This is a genomic window from Streptomyces sclerotialus, from assembly GCF_040907265.1.
In the GTDB taxonomy this organism is placed as follows: domain Bacteria; phylum Actinomycetota; class Actinomycetes; order Streptomycetales; family Streptomycetaceae; genus Streptomyces; species Streptomyces sclerotialus.
The window spans coordinates 7973311-7990170 of the sequence record NZ_JBFOHP010000002.1; the positions used below are offsets into that span (position 1 = coordinate 7973311).

Here is a 16860-nt window from a genome sequence, read left to right on the forward strand (position 1 = left end):
CCCGTCCATGCCGAACATACAGCCGTTACCGGGCGAGCGTCCGATGTGGCCGTGGGGCGCGTTCGCCATCGCGCTCGCCCTCTTCCTCCTCACCTGGGCCCTGTGCTGGTTCAACGCGAACGTGGTGAACGAGGACCTGCAGAACTTCTGCGCCGACCTGCACACGCAGAGCTTCCCGCCGGAGAAGGCGTGCGTGGCCGAGGACGGCACGGTCACCGGAGCGAACGCCTCGTGGGTCACCGCGGCGTTCTTCACCTCGGCCACGCTGTCGGCGGTACTCCTCACGGCGGCGCTCGCCCTTGCCTTCGTCGGCCGGGCCGGCTACTCGTCCGGCAGGTGACCGCCGCTCGGCGCGTTGCTCAGGTCGACGACGCAGAAGGCGTTGCCGTCCGGATCGGCGAGGACGACGAAGTCGGGATCGGGCGGGTACCGGTCCCAGGCCACCCTGGTCGCTCCCAGCCCGATGAGTCTTTCGACCTCGGCCTTCTGCTCGGCGGCGGTGTCCACGAACAGGTCGAGGTGGAGCCGGGGGTAGGGCTCGGCGGGTGATTCGCTGCGCATCAGTGCCAGTGCGTGGCCGGACCCGTCGGCGTGGTTCAGCGTGCGCCAGGTGTCGCTCGCCCATTCCTCGGTCGGCACCAGGTCCAGCGCCGACGTCCAGAACTCCACGGCGCGGGGCAGGTCCACCACGCCGATGACCGGGAATCCAAGTCTGAGCATGAGCCGAGGGTACGAACCCGGGTGCGCCCGTAGCCACCCCGCGATCTCCCGCGTGTCTGCCGGGCCGTTACTGCGCCAGCGCGTCGGAGTGGATGCTTCCGCTTCGGCGTGTGTCGAGTAGGGTCCGGCGCACGAGCAGTGCGGATCAAGGAGGCCAGGGGCGTGACGGGGCATCAGGTTCCCGCGGGCGGAGCCGGCGGGGCCGCAGCGGAGGACGCGACGGGCGTCCAGGCGCAGGAGCGCCGCCTACGGCGCGACCTGGGCTTCTGGGGGCTGACCGGCATCGGCTTCTCCAACATCGTCGGCTCCGGCTGGCTGTTCGCCGCGATGTACGCGGCACAGACGGCCGGCCCGGCGGCCCTGCTGTCCTGGGTGCTGGCCGGGCTGCTGTGCGGACTGGTCGCACTGGTCATGATCGAGCTCGGCGCGTCGCAGCCGGAGGGCGGCGGCACGGTGCGCTGGCCGCTGTTCGCCGGCGGGCGCCTCGTCGGCACCCTCATCGGCTGGTCGGTGCTCCTCTCCGTCGGCGGCACCGCGGCCGAGATCAGCGCCATCATGCAGTACGCCGCGCACTACCTCCCGGGCATCTACAACGGCCACACCCTCACCCTCTCCGGCCTGGCCCTGGCCGGCGGGCTCAGCGTCCTGCTGACGGCGGGGAACTGGTTCGCCGTCCGCCTGTTCGCCCGGCTCAACACCCTCGTCTCGGTGTTCAAGATCGCCGTGCCGGTCGTCACCGTCATCGCGCTGATCGCCTCCGGCTGGCACGAAGGCCGTCTCACCGGCCACGGCGGCTTCGCACCGTACGGCTACGTCGCCTGCCTGACCGCGCTGGCCGGCGGCGGCATCGTCTACTCCGTCAACGGCTTCCAGGCCCCGCTGGACTTCTCGGGCGAGACCCGCAACCCGCGCCGCACCATCCCCGCCGCGGTACTCACCGGCATCGGCCTGGCCGTCCTGATGTACCTGGTCCTCCAAGTGGCCTTCCTCTTCACCGTCCCCGAACGGCTGCTCGGGGACGGCTGGCAGGGGGTGTCCTTCGACTCACCGTTCGGCCAGCTCGCCCTGATCCTCAACCTGCACTGGCTGTCCAGCCTCCTCTACGCCGACGCGGTGCTCTCACCCGGCGGCTCGGCCTACGTGGGCGTGGCGCTCGACGCCCGGCACACCTACGCGCTCGCCAAGAACGGCACCATCCCCCGGTACTTCATGAAGGTCAACAAGCGGTTCGGTGTGCCACGCCGCGCCCTGGCGGCCAACCTGGTCGTCATCATGGTGTTCCTGCTGCCGTTCGGCGGCTGGCAGGACATCGTCAGCGTCATGGGGGACATGTACCTGCTGATCTACGCCGCGTCCGCCGTCGCCGTCGCCGTCTTCCGGGCCGAACCGGGCGGCCGGGCCGCGGGCTGGGTCCCCGGGCTGCGCTGGATCGCCCCGCTCAGCTTCGTCGTGGCCACCGAGTTCATCTACTGGTCGGGGTGGGGCGACCTCCGCCTGGCACTGCCACTGGTACTCGGCGGTCTGCTCATCTTCCTGGCCATGCACCGCACGGGAGTGCGGGGGAGCGAGGACACCGGGCCGCACCACCGCCCGCTCACCACCGAACTCCGCTCCGGCGCCTGGCTGGTCACCTACCTCGCCGCGCTGACGGTGCTCTCCTGGCTCGGCACCTTCGAGGGCTCGGCGCTGCTCCCCGCCCCGTACGACTCCCTCGCCGTCGCCGCCGTGGCCGCCACCGTCTTCTTCTGGGCGGTCCGCTCGGGCGTCCGCCAGCTGGTGGCCTCCCGCGCCGTGCGGTGACAGCACTGGCTCAGGCACAGCACTCACTCAGGAGGTTGCGGTACACGTGCAGCAGTGTGTACGCGAGCAGTACGGCCGGTTCGAAGGCCGAGCCGACGAACCGTACGCGCGGTCACCGATCATGGCCGGTTCGAAGTCGAGAAGTCCGGTCAGGCGCCATCCGTCGGGATCGACCAGAAAGTGCTCCCGCATGACCTCGGTGTGCAACAGGGAACGGCGCGGAGGGGAGGAGCCGCATCGAGGGAGTGGAAGCACGGCGAGGACCTCGCCGATCTCCGCGACGCGCCGGTCACGGTCGGCCTGCGGTGTGCGGTCCGCGCCAGTGGTGCAGTGCACCGGCCGGTCCGAGGCGTGCGCAGAGGTCCGCCGCTCCGGCCCGCATCACCGTCTCGTCCGGAACCACCGCGTCCCACTGTTCATCTGTTTCCACCGGAGGCGGCATGAGCAGGACCGTAAGCCGCACACTCGCCGCGCGACAACGGAGTTTCGCCTCCCCGGACGACAGCCCGGACGGCAGCCCGGACGGCAGGCCACGCACCGGCACGTGCGCGACCGTCACACCTCCTTCGGCTCATGCCTGAACGCGCGGTTCAGTGTGATCCGCGCGTTCGGTGACAAGCGACCTCAGAGGTGCCTCCCGGGCGAACTCAGTTACCGGCCGCCTTGTAGAGGCCCCGGCCGGCGCGCTGGGCCCGGGAGGTGGCGACGAGGCGGTCCAGGGTGCTGCGTACGGCGTTGATCGCGGCGGGGGTGTCGGCGCGGCCCACGGCCTGGGCGACGTCCCGGGCGCGAACGGGGTTGCTGCCGCTCTCGGCGAGGGCGCTGACGACCTGCTCGGTGAGCCCGCCGTTGTCCTTGGCCGAGGCGCCCGCCGTCTTCTTCTTCGCCTTGCCCTCGGCCTTGGCGTCGGCGGTCTTCGCGTCGGCGGCCTTGGCGTCGGTGGTGTCGGTGTCCTTCGCCTTGGCCTTCGCGGCGGCCTTGGTGGGCTGAGCCGCCGTGGTCTTCCCGGCGGCACGGCGCTTGCGCTCCTGCCCGGCCGGTGCCTTCGCGGCCTTCTTCCGGCTGGTGCTGCCGGGAGCCTTGCGCGCCTTCGGCACGGTGGGAGTCGCGGGGGCGGCCTTCTCCTCCGCCGCCTGCGAAGCGGTCGGCTCCGCGGGCTCCGCCGGCTGCTCACCGGCCGCTTCGGTCTCCTTACGAGGGGCCGCGGCGGGCTCCTCGCGGGGCGCTGGCGCAGGCGTGTCCTCAGCTGCCGTACCGGCCGTGGCCGACGCCGGCGCCTGCACGGCCCCGGTGGACGACAGGGCCTGGAGGGCCTGCAGTGCGGTGCGCACGGAGTCCAACCGCGTGGTGACGGCCGCCAGTTCCTGCTCCAGTGTCTGCTGCTGTGCTTCCAGGCGGGGGAGTTCCTCCTCCAGGAGAGCCGTGGTGTTCTCGATGCTGCCCGGCGTGCTGACGGTAGAAGTCATGACGCTGCCTTTCTTTCCGGCCACCATGGCCATTTCGCGATGGTGCTGCAAGCAGCCTACGGGGCTGCCGTGGTGTTGTGTAACGATGGCGAGTTCCCGAGAGACTACGCATCGATGCACTGACCGAGGCACGCTCGTCGCGGAACGTGTCCTGGAAGGGAAACGATCGGGCCACCATCGACCGGTACGGGCGGAAAAATGTGCGACGCCGCCCACACCTACGAGCGGTGGCACGGCACCAACTGCACCGGCCCCACCGACAACGTCCCCTAGCGGGAGCCGGACGCGGCACACCACTCGGGGGCCAGCACCGACCACACCTCGGTGTCCTGCCGCATTCCCCGGTAGGTGTCGTTCGCGCGCAGGACTCCGTCGCGGCTCATGCCGAGCCGCCTGGCCACGTTGATGCTCGGTGTGTTCGCGGCGGACACGTGCCACTCCACGCGGTACATCCCGCGCTCCCGGACCGCCCAGTCGATGATGACGCGTGCCGCGCGGGTGACCAGTCCGCGCCCGGCGGCGTCCGGTTCCAGCCAGCAGCCGGCCTCGCACGTACCGGTGTTGGTGTCGAACACCCGGAAGAGGACGCCGCCGACGAGCAGCCCGTCGAGCCGGATGCCGTACAGCCGGCCGGTGTCGGCCGCGGCCTTGTCGGCGTACGACTGGAGCCAGCGCCGGGCGGAGTCGAGGTCGGTCACGGCGTCCGGGAGCCCGACGTGCTGACCGATGAATGCGCGACCGCGGTCCATATGGGCGAGGAACTCTTCCGCCTGCCACGGCTCCAGCGGCCGCAACTCGGCTCCGTCACCCAGGGAAATCGCGAACATCTCACCCTCCGCAGTGGTCGCGTACGCTCGCCGAATCCTCGCACGACGACATACGGCGACACACGGCGATCACACGGACACTGTGCTCACCAGAGCTTCGCGCGGGCGTTGCCCTGGCGCAGCCGGCGCTCCTCGGCGCCGGCACCCGGCTCCCGGCGGGCGCACCGGGCATACCGGCGGCCGGTGGGGCCGTTGCCGCACCGGTCAGCGGTACGAGGTCGACGCAGGCGGCGCGGGGGGACAGTGACGGCATGAAGGCGCGAGTGCGCATCCGCCGTACCCGGACGCCTCAGTCACCCTGCGACCACGCGGCCACGGGAAGCGAGAGATAGACACCGAAGTCGCGGAGCCCTGTCGCGGCTTCGATGCCCTCGTGCAACTGGTCCGTGCGCTGCTGGCGGTCGGCGGCCCTGCTCTCGAACCACTTCGACCGCACCTCGACCACCACGTCCAGCCCACTGCGGTCCAGCGGCCCCAGCTGCCGGAACCGGATCTCCACATCGCCCGGCCGCAAGTCGCCGTCGTACGGCTCCTCCGGGCACTCCACCGCCACGGACACCAGGTGCGGCAGTACGGCGCCGAGTTCGCGGAGCGTTGCTTCAGGGACGTGCGGCGCGTAGGTGACTTCGACGAGTGGCATCGGACCACTCCAAGCCGTTCCGCGCGAAGGCCGGGAGAGTCCCTGCGCCCTGCCCCGCTCCACTACTCCGCGGCCACCCGCACCAGCATCTTCCCCGTGTTGGCGCCGCCCAGCATGCCGAGGAACGCATCCACCACGCTGTCGAAGCCGTGGGACATGGTCTGGACGTCCGCAACGCGTCCCGACCGCAGGTGCGGTACGAGGAACTCCTCCAACTCGCCTTGTGCGTCACGGTGGTTGCGTACCAGGACACCCTCCAGGCGGAGGCTCTTCTCGACGATGTCGTAGAGGTTGCGCGGCGCGGCGGGCGGCTGGGCACTGTTGTGGTACTGGGCGATCGCGCCGATCCAGGCTATCCGCCCGAACTCACGGAGCCCCTGGATGGCGCCTTCGAGGTGATCGCCGCCGACGTTGTCGAGGTAGACGTCGATGCCGTCCGGGGCGGCCTTGCCCAGCAGGTCCCCGACCGGCCCGTCGTGGTAGTCGAAGGCCGCGTCGAACCCCCACTCCTCGGTCAGCCGCCGGACCTTGGCGGGCGAGCCGGCGCTGCCGATGACCCGGCCCGCGCCCATCAGCCGGGCGAGTTGGCCCGCCGCGCTGCCCACCCCGCCCGCCGCCGCGGAGATGAACACGCTCTCGCCCGGCTGCAGCCGCACCGTACGAGTCAGCGCGACGTAGGCGGTCAGGCCCGTACCGCCCAGAAGGCCCAGGTAGGTGTGGGCGGGGACGCCTCGGTGGCTGGGCAGGACGCGTACGTCACCCGGCGTCACCAGCGCATGGGTACGCCATCCCCGGCGGTGGAAGACGAGAGCGCCCTCCTCCAGACCCGGGGCGCGGGAGACGGCCACGCGTCCTACGGAGCGGCCTTCCAGGGGCGTGTGCAGGTCCCAGCCGCCGTCCATGAGCTCTCGCATGTAGGGGTCGACGGAGAGGTAGAGGTTCTCCACCAGGGCCTCGCCGGGGGCGGGGGCGGGCACGGGCTCCTCGACGAAGGCGAAGTCCTCCCGCATGGGGAAGCCGTCGGGGCGGGAGACCTGGTGGACGAAGCGGGCTGTCGTGCCGGTCACGCGTACTCCTGAGTGGGTGGGGAGCGGCAGGGACCGGGATGTGTGGTCATCGGCCGCGGTGCGCTCACCGTAAGGAGCCGTGGCCGCGCCCGGCAGGGGGCGGCATCGATGGAACGACACCTTCCATGAAAGCTGTTCATGGAATACTCCCGGCATGAGCGACCTCGCGCCGCACGAGCTGCGCATCCTGATCGCCGTCGATCGTGCGGGCGGCTTCACCGCCGCGGCCGCGAGCCTGGGCATGACCCAGTCCGCCGTCTCCCACGCCGTACGGACCTGCGAGCGCAAGGTCGGCGCCGTCCTCTTCGACCGTGGCCGCCACGGCGCCCGCGCCACCGCCGCCGGTACGCGGGCGGTCGCCTACGCCCGGCGGATCGTGCGGCTGATGGAGGCGATGGGGGAGGAGGTGCGCGGTACGCGGGACGGGGAAGTCACCGGCCCGCTGCGCATCGCGGCGTTCCGCAGCGCGGCGGCCCACCTGCTGCCCGCGGTGCTGGAGAAACTGGCGGCCCGCCACCCCGGGCTCGCCCCCGAGGTGCGGATCGTACGGGAGATCGGCCGGGGAACGGCCGGCGAGGTCGCCGACGGGCGAGCCGACCTGGGCCTCGCCACTCTGGACACGTCGGGCCCGCCGCTCGGCCTCTCCGGCGCCCGCCTCTTCGAGGAGCCGTACGCGCTGGCGCATCCGGTGGGCCGCCCGGACGCCGATCCCCGGACGCTGCCGCTGATCGACTGGGACGAGAACTGCGGTTCCTACACCCGCGAGTGGTGGGCCGGGCAGGACTGGATACCGCCGGCCACGATCCGGGTCGAGGACGACACCGTGGTGCTGTCGATGATCGCGCGCGGCATGGGGATGTCGATCATGCCCATGATGACCCTGGCCGGCGCGCCCGCCGAGGTCGCCCTCACCTCCCTCGCACCGCATCCGCCCCGCCGGGGCGTCGGCTATGTGACCACGCCCGAGCTCGCCGGGACGGCGGCGGTACGGGCGATGATCCGCGAACTCCGGTCGGCGGTGTCCTCGCCGGTGTTTCAGGACTGCGTGACGAGCGTACGGAGCAGCTCGCGCAACGTGTCCTGCTGAGGCGCGGTGAGTGAGGCCAGCGGCGAGTGGTCGCTGAGCCGTCGCAGGATCTCTTCCCGGTAGCGCTGCCCCGCCGGTGTGAGGACGATCTGCTTCGCGCGCCGGTCCGAGGGGTGCGGCTCGCGCCGCAGCAGGCCCTGCTGCTCCAGCCGGTCGAGGACGAACGTCACGTTGGACGGCTCGCAGACCATCCGGTTGGCCAGTTCGCGCGCGGTGATCGGCTCGGTCAGTTCCCGGAGGGCGACGACCTGGGTGGCCGTGATGTCCAAATTCCCGGCGACGCGGCGGACGTGGGTGTCGAGTCGCTGTGCGAACTGGTGGACCAGCTTGCACACGTCGCGGTCGAGCTGGACGTCTGTCGGACGGTTCGGCCGGCTGGTCCGGTGCGGCTGGCTGGTCACGCGCCCAGTGTAGCGGCCGTGCTTCGAGTCATGGTAGTTCTAGCCTTCATTATTCGAGCTGGAATCAAATGCAACTGGGGGGTGCGTCATGCCGCTTTCCGTTGTGTCCCTCATGCTGGTGGTCTTCAGCTTCACCACGGGGGAGTTCGTGATCGCCGGCATCCTGCCGGAGGTGGCCGCCGACCTGTCGGTGTCGATATCCGAGGCGGGTCTGCTGGTGACCGCCTACGCCGCCGGCATGATCGTCGGCGGCCCGGTCGTGACCGCGCTGACCGCCCGGTTCGCCCGCAAGCCACTGCTGCTCGGCCTGATCGTCGTCTCGGTCATCGGCAACCTCGGGTCGTCCGTCGCACCGGACTACTCGCTCCTCCTCGTGTCGCGGTTCCTCGCGGGCCTGGTCGTGGCGACGTTCTTCGCGGTCGCCATCACCACCGCGGTGACCATGGCCGCCGCGGGCAGAGCGGCATCGATGGTCGCGAAGCTGACCCTGGGCATGAACCTGGGAATGATCCTCGGCACACCGATCGGCACCTTCATCGGTCAGCACTTCGACTGGCGGGCGCCCTTCCTGGCCATCGCCGCCGGCAGCGCCGCCGCCCTGCTGCTCGTCCGGCGCTTCGTACCCGCGCAGCCCGCCACCGCCACCGGACCGGTCCTCGGCGAACTGCGGGTGTTCACCCAGCGCGACGTCCAACTCGCCATCGCCCTCACCGTGTTGGGCAACGTCGGGGTCGTCGCCGTCTTCACCTTCATCGCACCCTTGCTCACCGACGTCAGCGGGTTCGCCGACGCCGCGATCCCCGTGCTGCTCCTGGTCTACGGCGTCGGCGCGGTCGCCGGTAACTTCTTCGGCGGCTGGCTCTCGGACCGTGCCCTGATGCCGTCGCTGGCCGGGCTGCTCGCCGCACTGGCAGCCGGCTTGGCACTGTTCTGGCTGGCCGGCGACGTACGGTTCTTCGCGGCGGTACTGACCTTCGCCGTCGGCGCCCTGGCGTTCGCGATCACCCCCGGCATGCAGACGCGTGTCCTCTCGACGGCCACCTCGGCACCGACGCTCGCCATAGCGGTCAACGCCTCCGCCTTCCAGGTCGCCGCCGCGTTCGCCGGCTGGCTCGGCGGCCGCGTCATTGACACCGCACCGGGCGGGGTGCACACGCTTCCCCTCGTCGGCGCGGCCCTCACCCTGACGGGCCTCGCCATCGCGCTCCACTCCCTGCGACGCGACCGCCGCAAGGAACCGTCCCCCGCGTGAGGCCGTTCGAGGCCGCGCGCCGATGCCGTACCACCGATTGCCCGGGAGGCGACCGCGGGCCCGGACCCGCCGTCGCCTCCCGGGGCCGGGCATGGCCCTTCTACCCGCGGGACGCGACAGTGGCGAGGAGTTCCCGCGTGTGCCGCAGCCACGTCACCCGGTCCTCGGCGGCCAGGATGTGGCCCGCGCCCGGCAGCTCCACGAGCCTGGCGTCCGGAATCCCGTCGGCCAGCCGCCGCGAACTGCCGGGCAGCACCAGCCGGTCCCCGAGCGGCGCGACCACGAGGGTGGGCGCCTGCACCTGGGGCAGGTCGGCACGTACGTCGACGCGGGACACCAGGTCGAAGTGGTCCCGCATCCCCGGCGGCATCGCGGCCAGCACCTGTGCGGCTGCGGCGTCGACATCCTCAGGGGAGAGCCCCTGGAGTTGGCTCTCCGCAGCGCACGCCAGGAACGCGAACCGCGCGAGGGCCTCCCGTTCGCCCGCGGTCCAGAGTGTTTTCACCAACTGGGCTGCGAAGGCCAGTACGGGATCGGCGACAGGGAACCCGGCGGTGAGGACGAGAGCGGTCACCCGGTGCGGATGCCGGGTCGCCGCCCGGACGGCCACCGTGGTGCCCAACGACTCACCGAGTACGGCGAACCTCTCGTGCCCACGCGAGACCGCTGCGGCCACCAGCCGGTCGGCGAGATCGTCCAGGTCCAGCGGTGCGGTCGCGACAGGGGAACGGCCGGCCCCGGGGTAGTGGGGGCCGATGAGAGTGTGGTCACGGGCGAGATCGTCCAGAACGAGCCCGAAGTTGCCTTCGATCCCACCGCCCGCACCGTGGGCGAGCAACAGGGCGGGCCCGTCGCCCTGCACGTACACATCAAGGTCCTGGTCAATGACTTGGTCGATAACTGCGTGCTCAGAAGCCATGCCCAGGACGCTAAACTCCGACATCAGTGTCAGAGTCAAGTTCCCGGCTCGGTGTGGAGAGCGCAGCCGCGGCGAGAGAGGCACCTTCCGGTGAAGATGAAGGAGATGGTGCGCCGCACCGGCGTCCATGAACGGCTGCTGCGCTACTACGAGCAGCAAGGCCTGCTGGCGCCCCGGCGGCTGCCCAGTGGGTACCGGGAATACGCCGAAGCGGACGTCGGGACCGTACGCCGCATCCGCTGCCTGCTCGCCGCCGGCCTGCCCACCTCGGTCATCGCCCAGGTACTGCCCTGCATCACGGAACACGACGACCGTCTCGTACCGACCTGCCCCACCCTCATCGGCCAGTTGGACGAGGAACGCGACCGCATCACACGCCAGATCGAAAGCCTCCAGGAGTCCCGCGCCATGCTCGACACGATCCTCGACGCGGTACCGACGTCCCGGTGAAACACGGCCGGTCCCGTCGGCTCTGACGGGACCGGCCGGCTGTGTCAGCGGCCCGCCGGCTGGTGCTCAGGCGCCGGCCGGGGTGTGGGGCTCGCGCCGCATGGCCCACAGCACCGGACCGCCTCCCGGCAGTGGGAACTCCTCGCGCACGGTGAAGCCGAAGTGTTCGTAGAAGGGGAGATTGGCCGGTGTGGAAGACTCCAGAGCGACGGGCAGTCCCGCCGCATCGGCCTTGGCCAGCCCCGAGCGCAGCAGGGCGGCCCCGTGCCCCCGGCCCCGGGCGGCCGGGTCGGCACCGATCACTGCCAGGTACCAGTGCGGCTCCGTCGGCGTGTGTTCGGCCGCCGTCTCGACGGCGTCACGGAACAGCAGCGCCCGCTCGCCGAGGATGTCCTGCAGCTCCTGCACGGTCTCCGCGTCAGGTACGGCATTCGCCTGCCCCTCCGGCGGAACCCAGAAAGCGGCCGCCGCACCGGTGCGCTCGCACACGCCGTGGCGCACGTACTGCCGGGTGAAGAGCGTGGTGAAGTAACGGCCCAACTGCTCCTCGCGAGAGGAGTCGTCGAGGAAGAACCAGCACATCATCGGGTCGTCGACGAAGGCGCGGGCCAGGCTACGGCTGACCGGTCGGGCGTCGTCGATCGTTGCCGTCTCCGGCGTGTTCGTCATCGGCACGCGGCCCATTCTGCACCCCTGGCGATCTTCACCGAACGGCGGGCGGCCTGCTCACGAGAGGCGACGACTACATCCTCCGCGCGCACTCACGCCTTTTTACGAGCGCCCATGCCCTTGGCCGCGGCCTGGGTGATGTTGCGGGCCATGCCGCCGAAGACGATGGAGTGGAAGGGGGCCACGCTCCACCAGTACGCATGGCCGGAGAGGCCGCGGGGGTGGAACAGGGCGCGCTGCCGGTAACGCGTACGGCCGTCGCCGCCCTCCTCGGCGTACATCTCCAGCCAGGCCAGCCCCGGGAGGCGCATTTCGGCGCGCAGGCGCAGCAGATGTCCCGGTTCGATCTCCTCCACCCGCCAGAAGTCGAGGGAGTCACCGGCACGCAGCCGTTCGGCGTCGCGGCGCCCGCGCCGCAGGCCGACGCCGCCGACGAAACGGTCCAGCCATCCCCGTACCGCCCAGGCGAGGGGGAAGGAATACCAGCCGTTGTCACCGCCGATGCTCTCGATCACCCGCCACAGCGCTTCGCGCGGTGCGTCCACGGCCAGTTGTCGCTCGTCCTTGTAGAGGCTGCCGCCCGCCCACTCGGGGTCGGTGGGCAGCGGATCGCTCGGCGCGCCGGGCACCGCGGCCGACGACCAGCGGGTGACGACCTGTGCCTCCCGCACGCGCCGCAGCGCGAGCGCCAGCGCCTCGTCGAACGGCAGTGGCAGCGGCAACGGCAGCGGCTGCCCTGGACCATCGGAAACGTCCGGAGGACCATCGGGAACGTCCGGAACGTACTGAGCGATGTCGTGCTCGTGGCACACCACCTCATGGCGCAGCGACTCGGTGAGCGGGCGCGCGATCGAGGCGGGCACAGGGGTGACGATGCCGACCCACAGGCTGGACAGGCGCGGAGTGAGCATGGGTACGGGCACGATCAGCCGGCGGCGCAGTTTCGCCACGGCGGCGTACCGGCGCATCATCTCCCGGTACGTGACGACGTCCGGGCCGCCGATGTCGAACGTACGGTTCACCTCGGCCGGCATCCGGGCCGAGCCCACCAGGTAGCGCAGCACGTCACGGACGCCGATCGGCTGGATGCGGGTACGCACCCAGCTCGGGGTGACCATCGCCGGCAGCCGCTCGGTCAGGTACCGCAGCATCTCGAAGGAGGCGGACCCCGACCCGATGATCACCGCGGCCCGCAGCACCGTGGCGGGCACCGGTGCGTCGAGGAAGATCCGGCCCACCTGGGCGCGGGAGCGCAGATGCCGGGACAGCTCGTGTTCCGGGACACCGTGCGGCGTCAGGCCGCCCAGGTAGACGATGCGCCGGATCCCAGCGGTGTGCGCCTGCTCCGCGAAGATCTGCGCCGCGCGCCGGTCCTTCTCCTCGAACTCGGAGCCGGTGCCGAGCGAGTGGACCAGGTAGTAGGCGACATCGACGCCCTCCATCGCCGCGGCGACCGACGCCGGGTCGGTGACATCGCCCTTGACCACCTCGGCGTCGGGCGCCCAGGGGTGGTCGCGCAGCTTGCCCGGGGTACGGGCCAGGCACCGCACCTGATGACCGGCTTCCAGCAGCTCGGGGACGAGCCGCCCGCCGATGTACCCGCTGGCCCCGGTCACCAGGCAGCGCAGCCCACCGGTGTCCTGCGTTCCGCCCGCGTGCACGGCCGTCTCCCTTCCACGGACCACGGACTCGCCCGTCGCCTGCGTACCCGCCCGGTCGTTCGCCTTCACCCCCGCCCGATTATGGCCGTGGAGGGGTGGTCGTGCGCGATGCCACGACGGGCGGCCCGTTATCCGGCACTCCCGGAAATCACTGTCCGCCGGTCCGTCTCCGGGAGAGACTGCGGCCGGAGTGTGATTGTGCGGCGGAACGAAGGCACCATGCGCGGAGGCACTATGAGCGGCGGAACGTTGACTGTGGGCGGGGAAGTGTCGGTCAGGCTGGTGAAGGGGGAGCGGACCAAGGTGCGCTACCCCGCCACCGTGGTGAGCGATGACGGTACGCGTGTCGTCGTGCGCGCGCCGTGGGCAGGAGCGGGGGTCAGGGACTTCGGCTTCGTACGGTTCGAGCCGGGAGACGTCTTCACCGAGCACTACTGGCGCGACCGCTGGTACGCCGTCAAGGAGGTGCGGACCGGCGAGGGTGCGGTGAAGGGCTGGTACTGCGATGTGACCCGCCCCGCCCACGTCGGGCCGGACGGCATCGTGGTCGAGGACCTGGACCTCGACCTGTGGCTGTCGGCGGACGGTGCGACCGTACTCCGCCTCGACGAGGACGAATTCGCGGCGAGCGGCATCGAGGAACGCGATCCCGCCGCGGCGGCCGCGGCCCGCCGCGCGCTGGACGAGCTGGAGACACTGGCCCGTACGGGTAACTTGCCCGTACTCAACCGTCCCGTACTCAACCGCCGCGCCTCATGATGCGCCTCATGATGCGGACGTCCGGCTCCGGTCCCGGTCCTGGTCCCGGTCCTGGTCCCGGTCCTGGTCCTGGCCTCGGTTCCGGTCCGCGAACGCGCCGTCGCCGCTGAAGGCGAGCTTGGCGAAGCGTTCGCCGATGCGGCGGTGCGTGGCGGCGTCCGGGTGCAGGTCGTCGGGCAGTGGCAGCTCGGCGAAGTCGGCCGCACCGTAGAGGTCACGGCCGTCGAGGTAGTACAGGTGCGGATCGTCGGCCGCCCGTTGCGCGACGATCCGGGCCAGCTCGTCCCGGATGACGCCCAGGGTCAGCTTCCCGCTCGCCCGCTCCGCCGGGTCCCCCATCGCCCGGAACCGCAGCCGCCCGTCGCTGACGGAGCTGAAGTCCGGGACGCTGGGGCCGGGTGTGTCCTCGTGGATGGGGCACAGGAGGGGCGAGACGACCAGCAGCGGTGTGGTGGGGTGGCCTTCGCGGACGGTGTCGAGGAAGCCGTGTACGGCAGGGCCGAAGGCGCGCAGACGCATCACGTCGGCGTTGACGAGGTTGATGCCGATCTTGATGCTGATCAGGTCGGCGGCGGTGTCCCGGAGCGTGCGGGCCGTGAACGGGTCGAGCATGGCGCTGCCGGCCAGCCCGAGGTTGATCAGTTCCACACCGCCGAGGGACGCCGCGAGTGCGGGCCAGGTGGTGGTGGGGCCGGCGGCGTCGGAGCCATGGCTGATCGAGCTGCCGTGGTGCAGCCACACCTTGCGCACCCGGTCCGTCGCCGGCTCGACGGGGGCGTCGGTGCGGAGCGCGATGAGTTCGGTGGTCTCGTTGTGCGGCAGCCAGATCTCGACGTCCTTGGCGCCGTCGGACAGGCCGGCGAAGCGGAGGCTGCCGGCCGGCCCCGGCCTCGTCTCCGCGGTTCCGGCCGACATGTCGATGGTCAGGATGTTGCCGCCCGCCACGCCGGCCCGTCCGGCCGGTCGGCCGTCCACGAGCAGTTCGTACACACCGTCGGGCCGGGCCGGGACACCCACGTAGGCCCGCTTGGTGGGCAGCGCGTCCAGTTCGATGGTGGTGGCCCTGGTACGGAAGGCGAGCCGTACGCCCGAGGGCTGGGTCTCGGCCATGGCCAACTGCCCGTCGGTGTTCTGGGCACGGGCCCAGGCGGGCAGCCGGTGCGGCAGTACGCCGTGCTCGGTGCGCTCCACATCGATGGCGCCGCGCAGGAAGTCAGCGGTGACGGGTGTGGTGATCCAGTTGTTCTCGGAGTGGCCCTCGGAGTGATTCTCGTGGCCCTCGGAGTGGTCCCTGGAATGGTCCCCGGAGTGGCCCTCGGAGTGGTCCTTGAAGTGCATTGCCTCAACCTGTTGATCGATGTGTTCGGCTTACTGATCGACGTGTTCCGGTTACTGGGGACGCGGTGCGGCCGGACCGGGGAACTGGCGTGCTGGGTGTGGGGCCTGTTTCAGGCCGCCGGCCAGTTGCGGAGCAGGGCGTCGAGGCCGTCCAGGACGCGCGTCCAGGTCTCCTGCGAGTCGGGAGCGCTGTGATCGAACCCGCCGCCCAGCTCCAGGGTGACGTAGCCGTGGAAGACGCTGCCCAGCAGTCGTACCGCGTGCGTCTGGTCCGGTTCCGTCAGGTCGTAGCCGCGCAGGATCGCCCGCGTCATCTGCGCATGCCGTCCGCCGGCACTGGCCGCGGCCGTCGCCGGGTCGAGCCTCAGCTGGGCCGCGGCATAGCGCCCGGGGTGCTCCCGGGCGTAGTCGCGGTAGACATTGGCCAAGGCGATCAGCGCGTCCTTGCCGGCCCGCCCGGCCAGCGCGTCGGAGGCCCGGTCGGCGAGCTCTTCCAGGGCGAGCAGAGCGATCTTGGTCTTGAGGTCCTGGGAGTTCTTCACATGCGAGTACAGACTCGCGACCTTGACGTCGAACCGCCTGGCGACCGCCGAGACGGTCACCTGGTCGAAGCCGACCTCGTCGGCCAGTTCCGCACCCGCCCGGGCCAGGCGTTCCGTGGTCAGTCCTGCACGCACCATAGCCGCCCTCTCATCCAGCAATGCCATACCGACACCGACACCGACATCGGCTCTGGTGCTGGTACCGGTGCCGGCACCAGCACCGGTACCGATAGCGATTATGCACCTCCCTAAAAGTATTAGGCAAGTAGCTATGTTGTTTAGCTACGATCACTGTAGGACCTGACCGAACCGGGCACGAGATGTCGGGTCCGACCACGGGCGGCGTTCCTACCGTGAGGGACGTAAGGGAAGGAGGCGAGACCGAGGTGCTGGAGCGGCTGAACGAGGCCCTGGAACACATCGAGTCGCATCTCGATCAGCGGATCGAGGTGGCCGAGCTGGCGCGGATCGCGGTGACGTCGGAGTACCACTTCCGTCGGCTGTTCTCCGCGCTGGCGGGGATCTCGCTGTCGGAGTACATCCGGCGGAGGCGGCTCACCGTCGCGGGTGCCGAGGTGCTCGCCGGAGAGCGCACGCTGCTGGAGATCGCCATGCGGTACGGCTACGGCTCGGGGGAGGCGTTCGCACGTGCCTTCCGATCCATGCACGGTGTGGGACCGGGTGAGGCCCGGCGGGAGCAGGCCGGTGCGACGCTGCGCTCCCAGCCGCGGATGTCCTTCCGTCTCATCGTGGAAGGGAGTAGCGATATGCGGTACCGGGTCGTGGCGAAGCCGGAGTTCCGTGTGGTCGGGAAGAAGATCCGGGTTCCCCTCGTCCACGAGGGGGTGAACCCGGCGATCGCGGACTTCATCCGCAGCATCGACAAGGAGACGATACGGAGTGTCGCCGCGCTGTCGGACCAGGAGCCGGAGGGGATCGTCGGGGTGAGCGACAACCTCGACCCGAGCCGCGCGGAGGGCACCGAACTCGACTACTACCACGGCGTGGTGACCGGAGCCGCCGTGCCCGAGGGGCTTGACGCACTCACCGTTCCGGCGGGCACCTGGGCGGTCTTCGAGAGCTCCGGACCGTTCCCGCAGGCGCTCCAGTACCTGTGGCGGGACGTGTTCACGGAGTGGTTCCCGTCCAATCCGTACCGGAGCAGACCGGGACCCGAGATTCTGCGTACGCGCCTCTCGCAGGACGCGACCGAGGCGGACGCCGAGCTGTGGATTCCCGTGGAGCGCACCGAGGTGTGAGCG

General features: G+C 70.8%; 19 protein-coding genes. 7 read left to right on the forward strand and 12 right to left on the reverse strand.

Annotated features, from left to right (window positions below):
• The first annotated feature begins 7 nt into the window (after window positions 1-7).
• Window positions 8-340 (forward strand): hypothetical protein, encoded by a 333-nt coding sequence (locus tag AAC944_RS35110; RefSeq protein WP_196942971.1) that lies wholly within the window; start codon window positions 8-10, stop codon window positions 338-340.
• Here the strand turns inward: AAC944_RS35110 and AAC944_RS35115 are convergent.
• Window positions 322-720: a VOC family protein gene (locus AAC944_RS35115; protein WP_030613794.1), complete on the reverse strand. Its 399-nt coding sequence runs from the start codon at window positions 718-720 to the stop codon at window positions 322-324. The genes AAC944_RS35110 and AAC944_RS35115 overlap by 19 nt on opposite strands.
• Window positions 721-882: 162 nt before the next feature.
• On the opposite strand from AAC944_RS35115, the gene AAC944_RS35120 reads away from it, so the two are divergent.
• Window positions 883-2520: an APC family permease gene (locus AAC944_RS35120; protein WP_078888525.1), complete on the forward strand. Its 1638-nt coding sequence runs from the start codon at window positions 883-885 to the stop codon at window positions 2518-2520.
• 27 nt (window positions 2521-2547) lie between these two features.
• Here AAC944_RS35120 and AAC944_RS35125 read toward each other — a convergent pair whose 3' ends face one another.
• The 5 genes from AAC944_RS35125 to AAC944_RS35145 all read right to left on the reverse strand — a co-directional run bounded on the left by AAC944_RS35125 (window position 2548) and on the right by AAC944_RS35145 (window position 6520).
• Window positions 2548-2856: a phosphotransferase gene (locus tag AAC944_RS35125; protein ID WP_368396660.1), complete on the reverse strand. Its 309-nt coding sequence runs from the start codon at window positions 2854-2856 to the stop codon at window positions 2548-2550.
• 311 nt (window positions 2857-3167) lie between these two features.
• On the reverse strand, window positions 3168-3986 hold the full coding sequence (locus tag AAC944_RS35130; protein ID WP_030613800.1) for a hypothetical protein: 819 nt from the start codon (window positions 3984-3986) through the stop codon (window positions 3168-3170).
• A 269-nt stretch (window positions 3987-4255) separates the two neighbouring features.
• A complete protein-coding gene (locus AAC944_RS35135) occupies window positions 4256-4813 on the reverse strand; it encodes a GNAT family N-acetyltransferase (protein WP_030613803.1) in 558 nt (185 codons plus the stop codon).
• A 289-nt stretch (window positions 4814-5102) separates the two neighbouring features.
• The gene (locus tag AAC944_RS35140) at window positions 5103-5453 is read right to left on the reverse strand and encodes a hypothetical protein (RefSeq protein ID WP_030613821.1); all 351 of its coding nucleotides are present in this window, start codon (window positions 5451-5453) and stop codon (window positions 5103-5105) included.
• 62 nt (window positions 5454-5515) lie between these two features.
• Window positions 5516-6520: a zinc-binding dehydrogenase gene (locus tag AAC944_RS35145; RefSeq protein ID WP_030613824.1), complete on the reverse strand. Its 1005-nt coding sequence runs from the start codon at window positions 6518-6520 to the stop codon at window positions 5516-5518.
• Window positions 6521-6674: 154 nt separating this feature from the next.
• On the opposite strand from AAC944_RS35145, the gene AAC944_RS35150 reads away from it, so the two are divergent.
• The gene (locus AAC944_RS35150) at window positions 6675-7607 is read left to right on the forward strand and encodes a LysR family transcriptional regulator (RefSeq protein ID WP_051871698.1); all 933 of its coding nucleotides are present in this window, start codon (window positions 6675-6677) and stop codon (window positions 7605-7607) included.
• Here the strand turns inward: AAC944_RS35150 and AAC944_RS35155 are convergent.
• Window positions 7556-8008 carry a MarR family winged helix-turn-helix transcriptional regulator gene (locus AAC944_RS35155; RefSeq protein WP_037772055.1) on the reverse strand — a complete coding sequence of 151 codons (453 nt, stop codon included), beginning with the start codon at window positions 8006-8008 and terminating at the stop codon, window positions 7556-7558. The genes AAC944_RS35150 and AAC944_RS35155 overlap by 52 nt on opposite strands.
• 88 nt (window positions 8009-8096) lie before the next feature.
• On the opposite strand from AAC944_RS35155, the gene AAC944_RS35160 reads away from it, so the two are divergent.
• Window positions 8097-9260, forward strand: a complete 1164-nt coding sequence (locus AAC944_RS35160) for an MFS transporter (RefSeq protein ID WP_030613835.1) — start codon at window positions 8097-8099, stop codon at window positions 9258-9260.
• Window positions 9261-9360: 100 nt separating this feature from the next.
• Here AAC944_RS35160 and AAC944_RS35165 read toward each other — a convergent pair whose 3' ends face one another.
• Window positions 9361-10179 (reverse strand): alpha/beta fold hydrolase, encoded by an 819-nt coding sequence (locus AAC944_RS35165; protein ID WP_051871719.1) that lies wholly within the window; start codon window positions 10177-10179, stop codon window positions 9361-9363.
• Between the two features lie 90 nt (window positions 10180-10269).
• Between AAC944_RS35165 and AAC944_RS35170 the strand changes: the two genes are divergently transcribed.
• Window positions 10270-10629, forward strand: a complete 360-nt coding sequence (locus AAC944_RS35170) for a MerR family transcriptional regulator (protein WP_030613841.1) — start codon at window positions 10270-10272, stop codon at window positions 10627-10629.
• A 66-nt stretch (window positions 10630-10695) separates the two neighbouring features.
• Here AAC944_RS35170 and AAC944_RS35175 read toward each other — a convergent pair whose 3' ends face one another.
• Window positions 10696-11313 (reverse strand): GNAT family N-acetyltransferase, encoded by a 618-nt coding sequence (locus tag AAC944_RS35175; protein ID WP_030613844.1) that lies wholly within the window; start codon window positions 11311-11313, stop codon window positions 10696-10698.
• Between the two features lie 77 nt (window positions 11314-11390).
• Window positions 11391-12959 (reverse strand): SDR family oxidoreductase, encoded by a 1569-nt coding sequence (locus AAC944_RS35180; RefSeq protein ID WP_030613847.1) that lies wholly within the window; start codon window positions 12957-12959, stop codon window positions 11391-11393.
• A 234-nt stretch (window positions 12960-13193) separates the two neighbouring features.
• On the opposite strand from AAC944_RS35180, the gene AAC944_RS35185 reads away from it, so the two are divergent.
• Window positions 13194-13718: a ribonuclease FAU-1 family protein gene (locus AAC944_RS35185; RefSeq protein ID WP_030613850.1), complete on the forward strand. Its 525-nt coding sequence runs from the start codon at window positions 13194-13196 to the stop codon at window positions 13716-13718.
• Window positions 13719-13724: 6 nt separating this feature from the next.
• On the opposite strand, the gene AAC944_RS35190 is transcribed toward AAC944_RS35185, so the two are convergent.
• Together AAC944_RS35190 and AAC944_RS35195 are read right to left on the reverse strand one after the other, a co-directional pair.
• Window positions 13725-15056, reverse strand: coding sequence for a GDSL-type esterase/lipase family protein (locus AAC944_RS35190; protein WP_078888527.1), 1332 nt, complete (start codon window positions 15054-15056; stop codon window positions 13725-13727).
• 110 nt (window positions 15057-15166) lie between these two features.
• Complete coding sequence (locus AAC944_RS35195) at window positions 15167-15736, reverse strand: TetR/AcrR family transcriptional regulator (protein WP_030613856.1); 570 nt, start codon at window positions 15734-15736, stop codon at window positions 15167-15169.
• Between the two features lie 248 nt (window positions 15737-15984).
• On the opposite strand from AAC944_RS35195, the gene AAC944_RS35200 reads away from it, so the two are divergent.
• Window positions 15985-16857, forward strand: a complete 873-nt coding sequence (locus AAC944_RS35200) for an AraC family transcriptional regulator (RefSeq protein WP_030613859.1) — start codon at window positions 15985-15987, stop codon at window positions 16855-16857.
• The last annotated feature ends 3 nt before the right edge of the window (window positions 16858-16860 follow it).

What these genes read in the sequence shown, in the direction of transcription:
- AAC944_RS35110 (WP_196942971.1), top strand. Translation starts at nt 8, where the DNA reads ATGCCGAACATACAGCCGTTACCGGGCGAGCGTCCGATGTGGCCGTGG.
- AAC944_RS35115 (WP_030613794.1), bottom strand. Translation starts at nt 720, where the DNA reads ATGCTCAGACTTGGATTCCCGGTCATCGGCGTGGTGGACCTGCCCCGC.
- AAC944_RS35130 (WP_030613800.1), bottom strand. Translation starts at nt 3,986, where the DNA reads ATGACTTCTACCGTCAGCACGCCGGGCAGCATCGAGAACACCACGGCT.
- AAC944_RS35135 (WP_030613803.1), bottom strand. Translation starts at nt 4,813, where the DNA reads ATGTTCGCGATTTCCCTGGGTGACGGAGCCGAGTTGCGGCCGCTGGAG.
- AAC944_RS35140 (WP_030613821.1), bottom strand. Translation starts at nt 5,453, where the DNA reads ATGCCACTCGTCGAAGTCACCTACGCGCCGCACGTCCCTGAAGCAACG.
- AAC944_RS35150 (WP_051871698.1), top strand. Translation starts at nt 6,675, where the DNA reads ATGAGCGACCTCGCGCCGCACGAGCTGCGCATCCTGATCGCCGTCGAT.
- AAC944_RS35160 (WP_030613835.1), top strand. Translation starts at nt 8,097, where the DNA reads ATGCCGCTTTCCGTTGTGTCCCTCATGCTGGTGGTCTTCAGCTTCACC.
- AAC944_RS35165 (WP_051871719.1), bottom strand. Translation starts at nt 10,179, where the DNA reads ATGGCTTCTGAGCACGCAGTTATCGACCAAGTCATTGACCAGGACCTT.
- AAC944_RS35175 (WP_030613844.1), bottom strand. Translation starts at nt 11,313, where the DNA reads ATGGGCCGCGTGCCGATGACGAACACGCCGGAGACGGCAACGATCGAC.
- AAC944_RS35185 (WP_030613850.1), top strand. Translation starts at nt 13,194, where the DNA reads ATGAGCGGCGGAACGTTGACTGTGGGCGGGGAAGTGTCGGTCAGGCTG.
- AAC944_RS35190 (WP_078888527.1), bottom strand. Translation starts at nt 15,056, where the DNA reads ATGCACTTCAAGGACCACTCCGAGGGCCACTCCGGGGACCATTCCAGG.
- AAC944_RS35195 (WP_030613856.1), bottom strand. Translation starts at nt 15,736, where the DNA reads ATGGTGCGTGCAGGACTGACCACGGAACGCCTGGCCCGGGCGGGTGCG.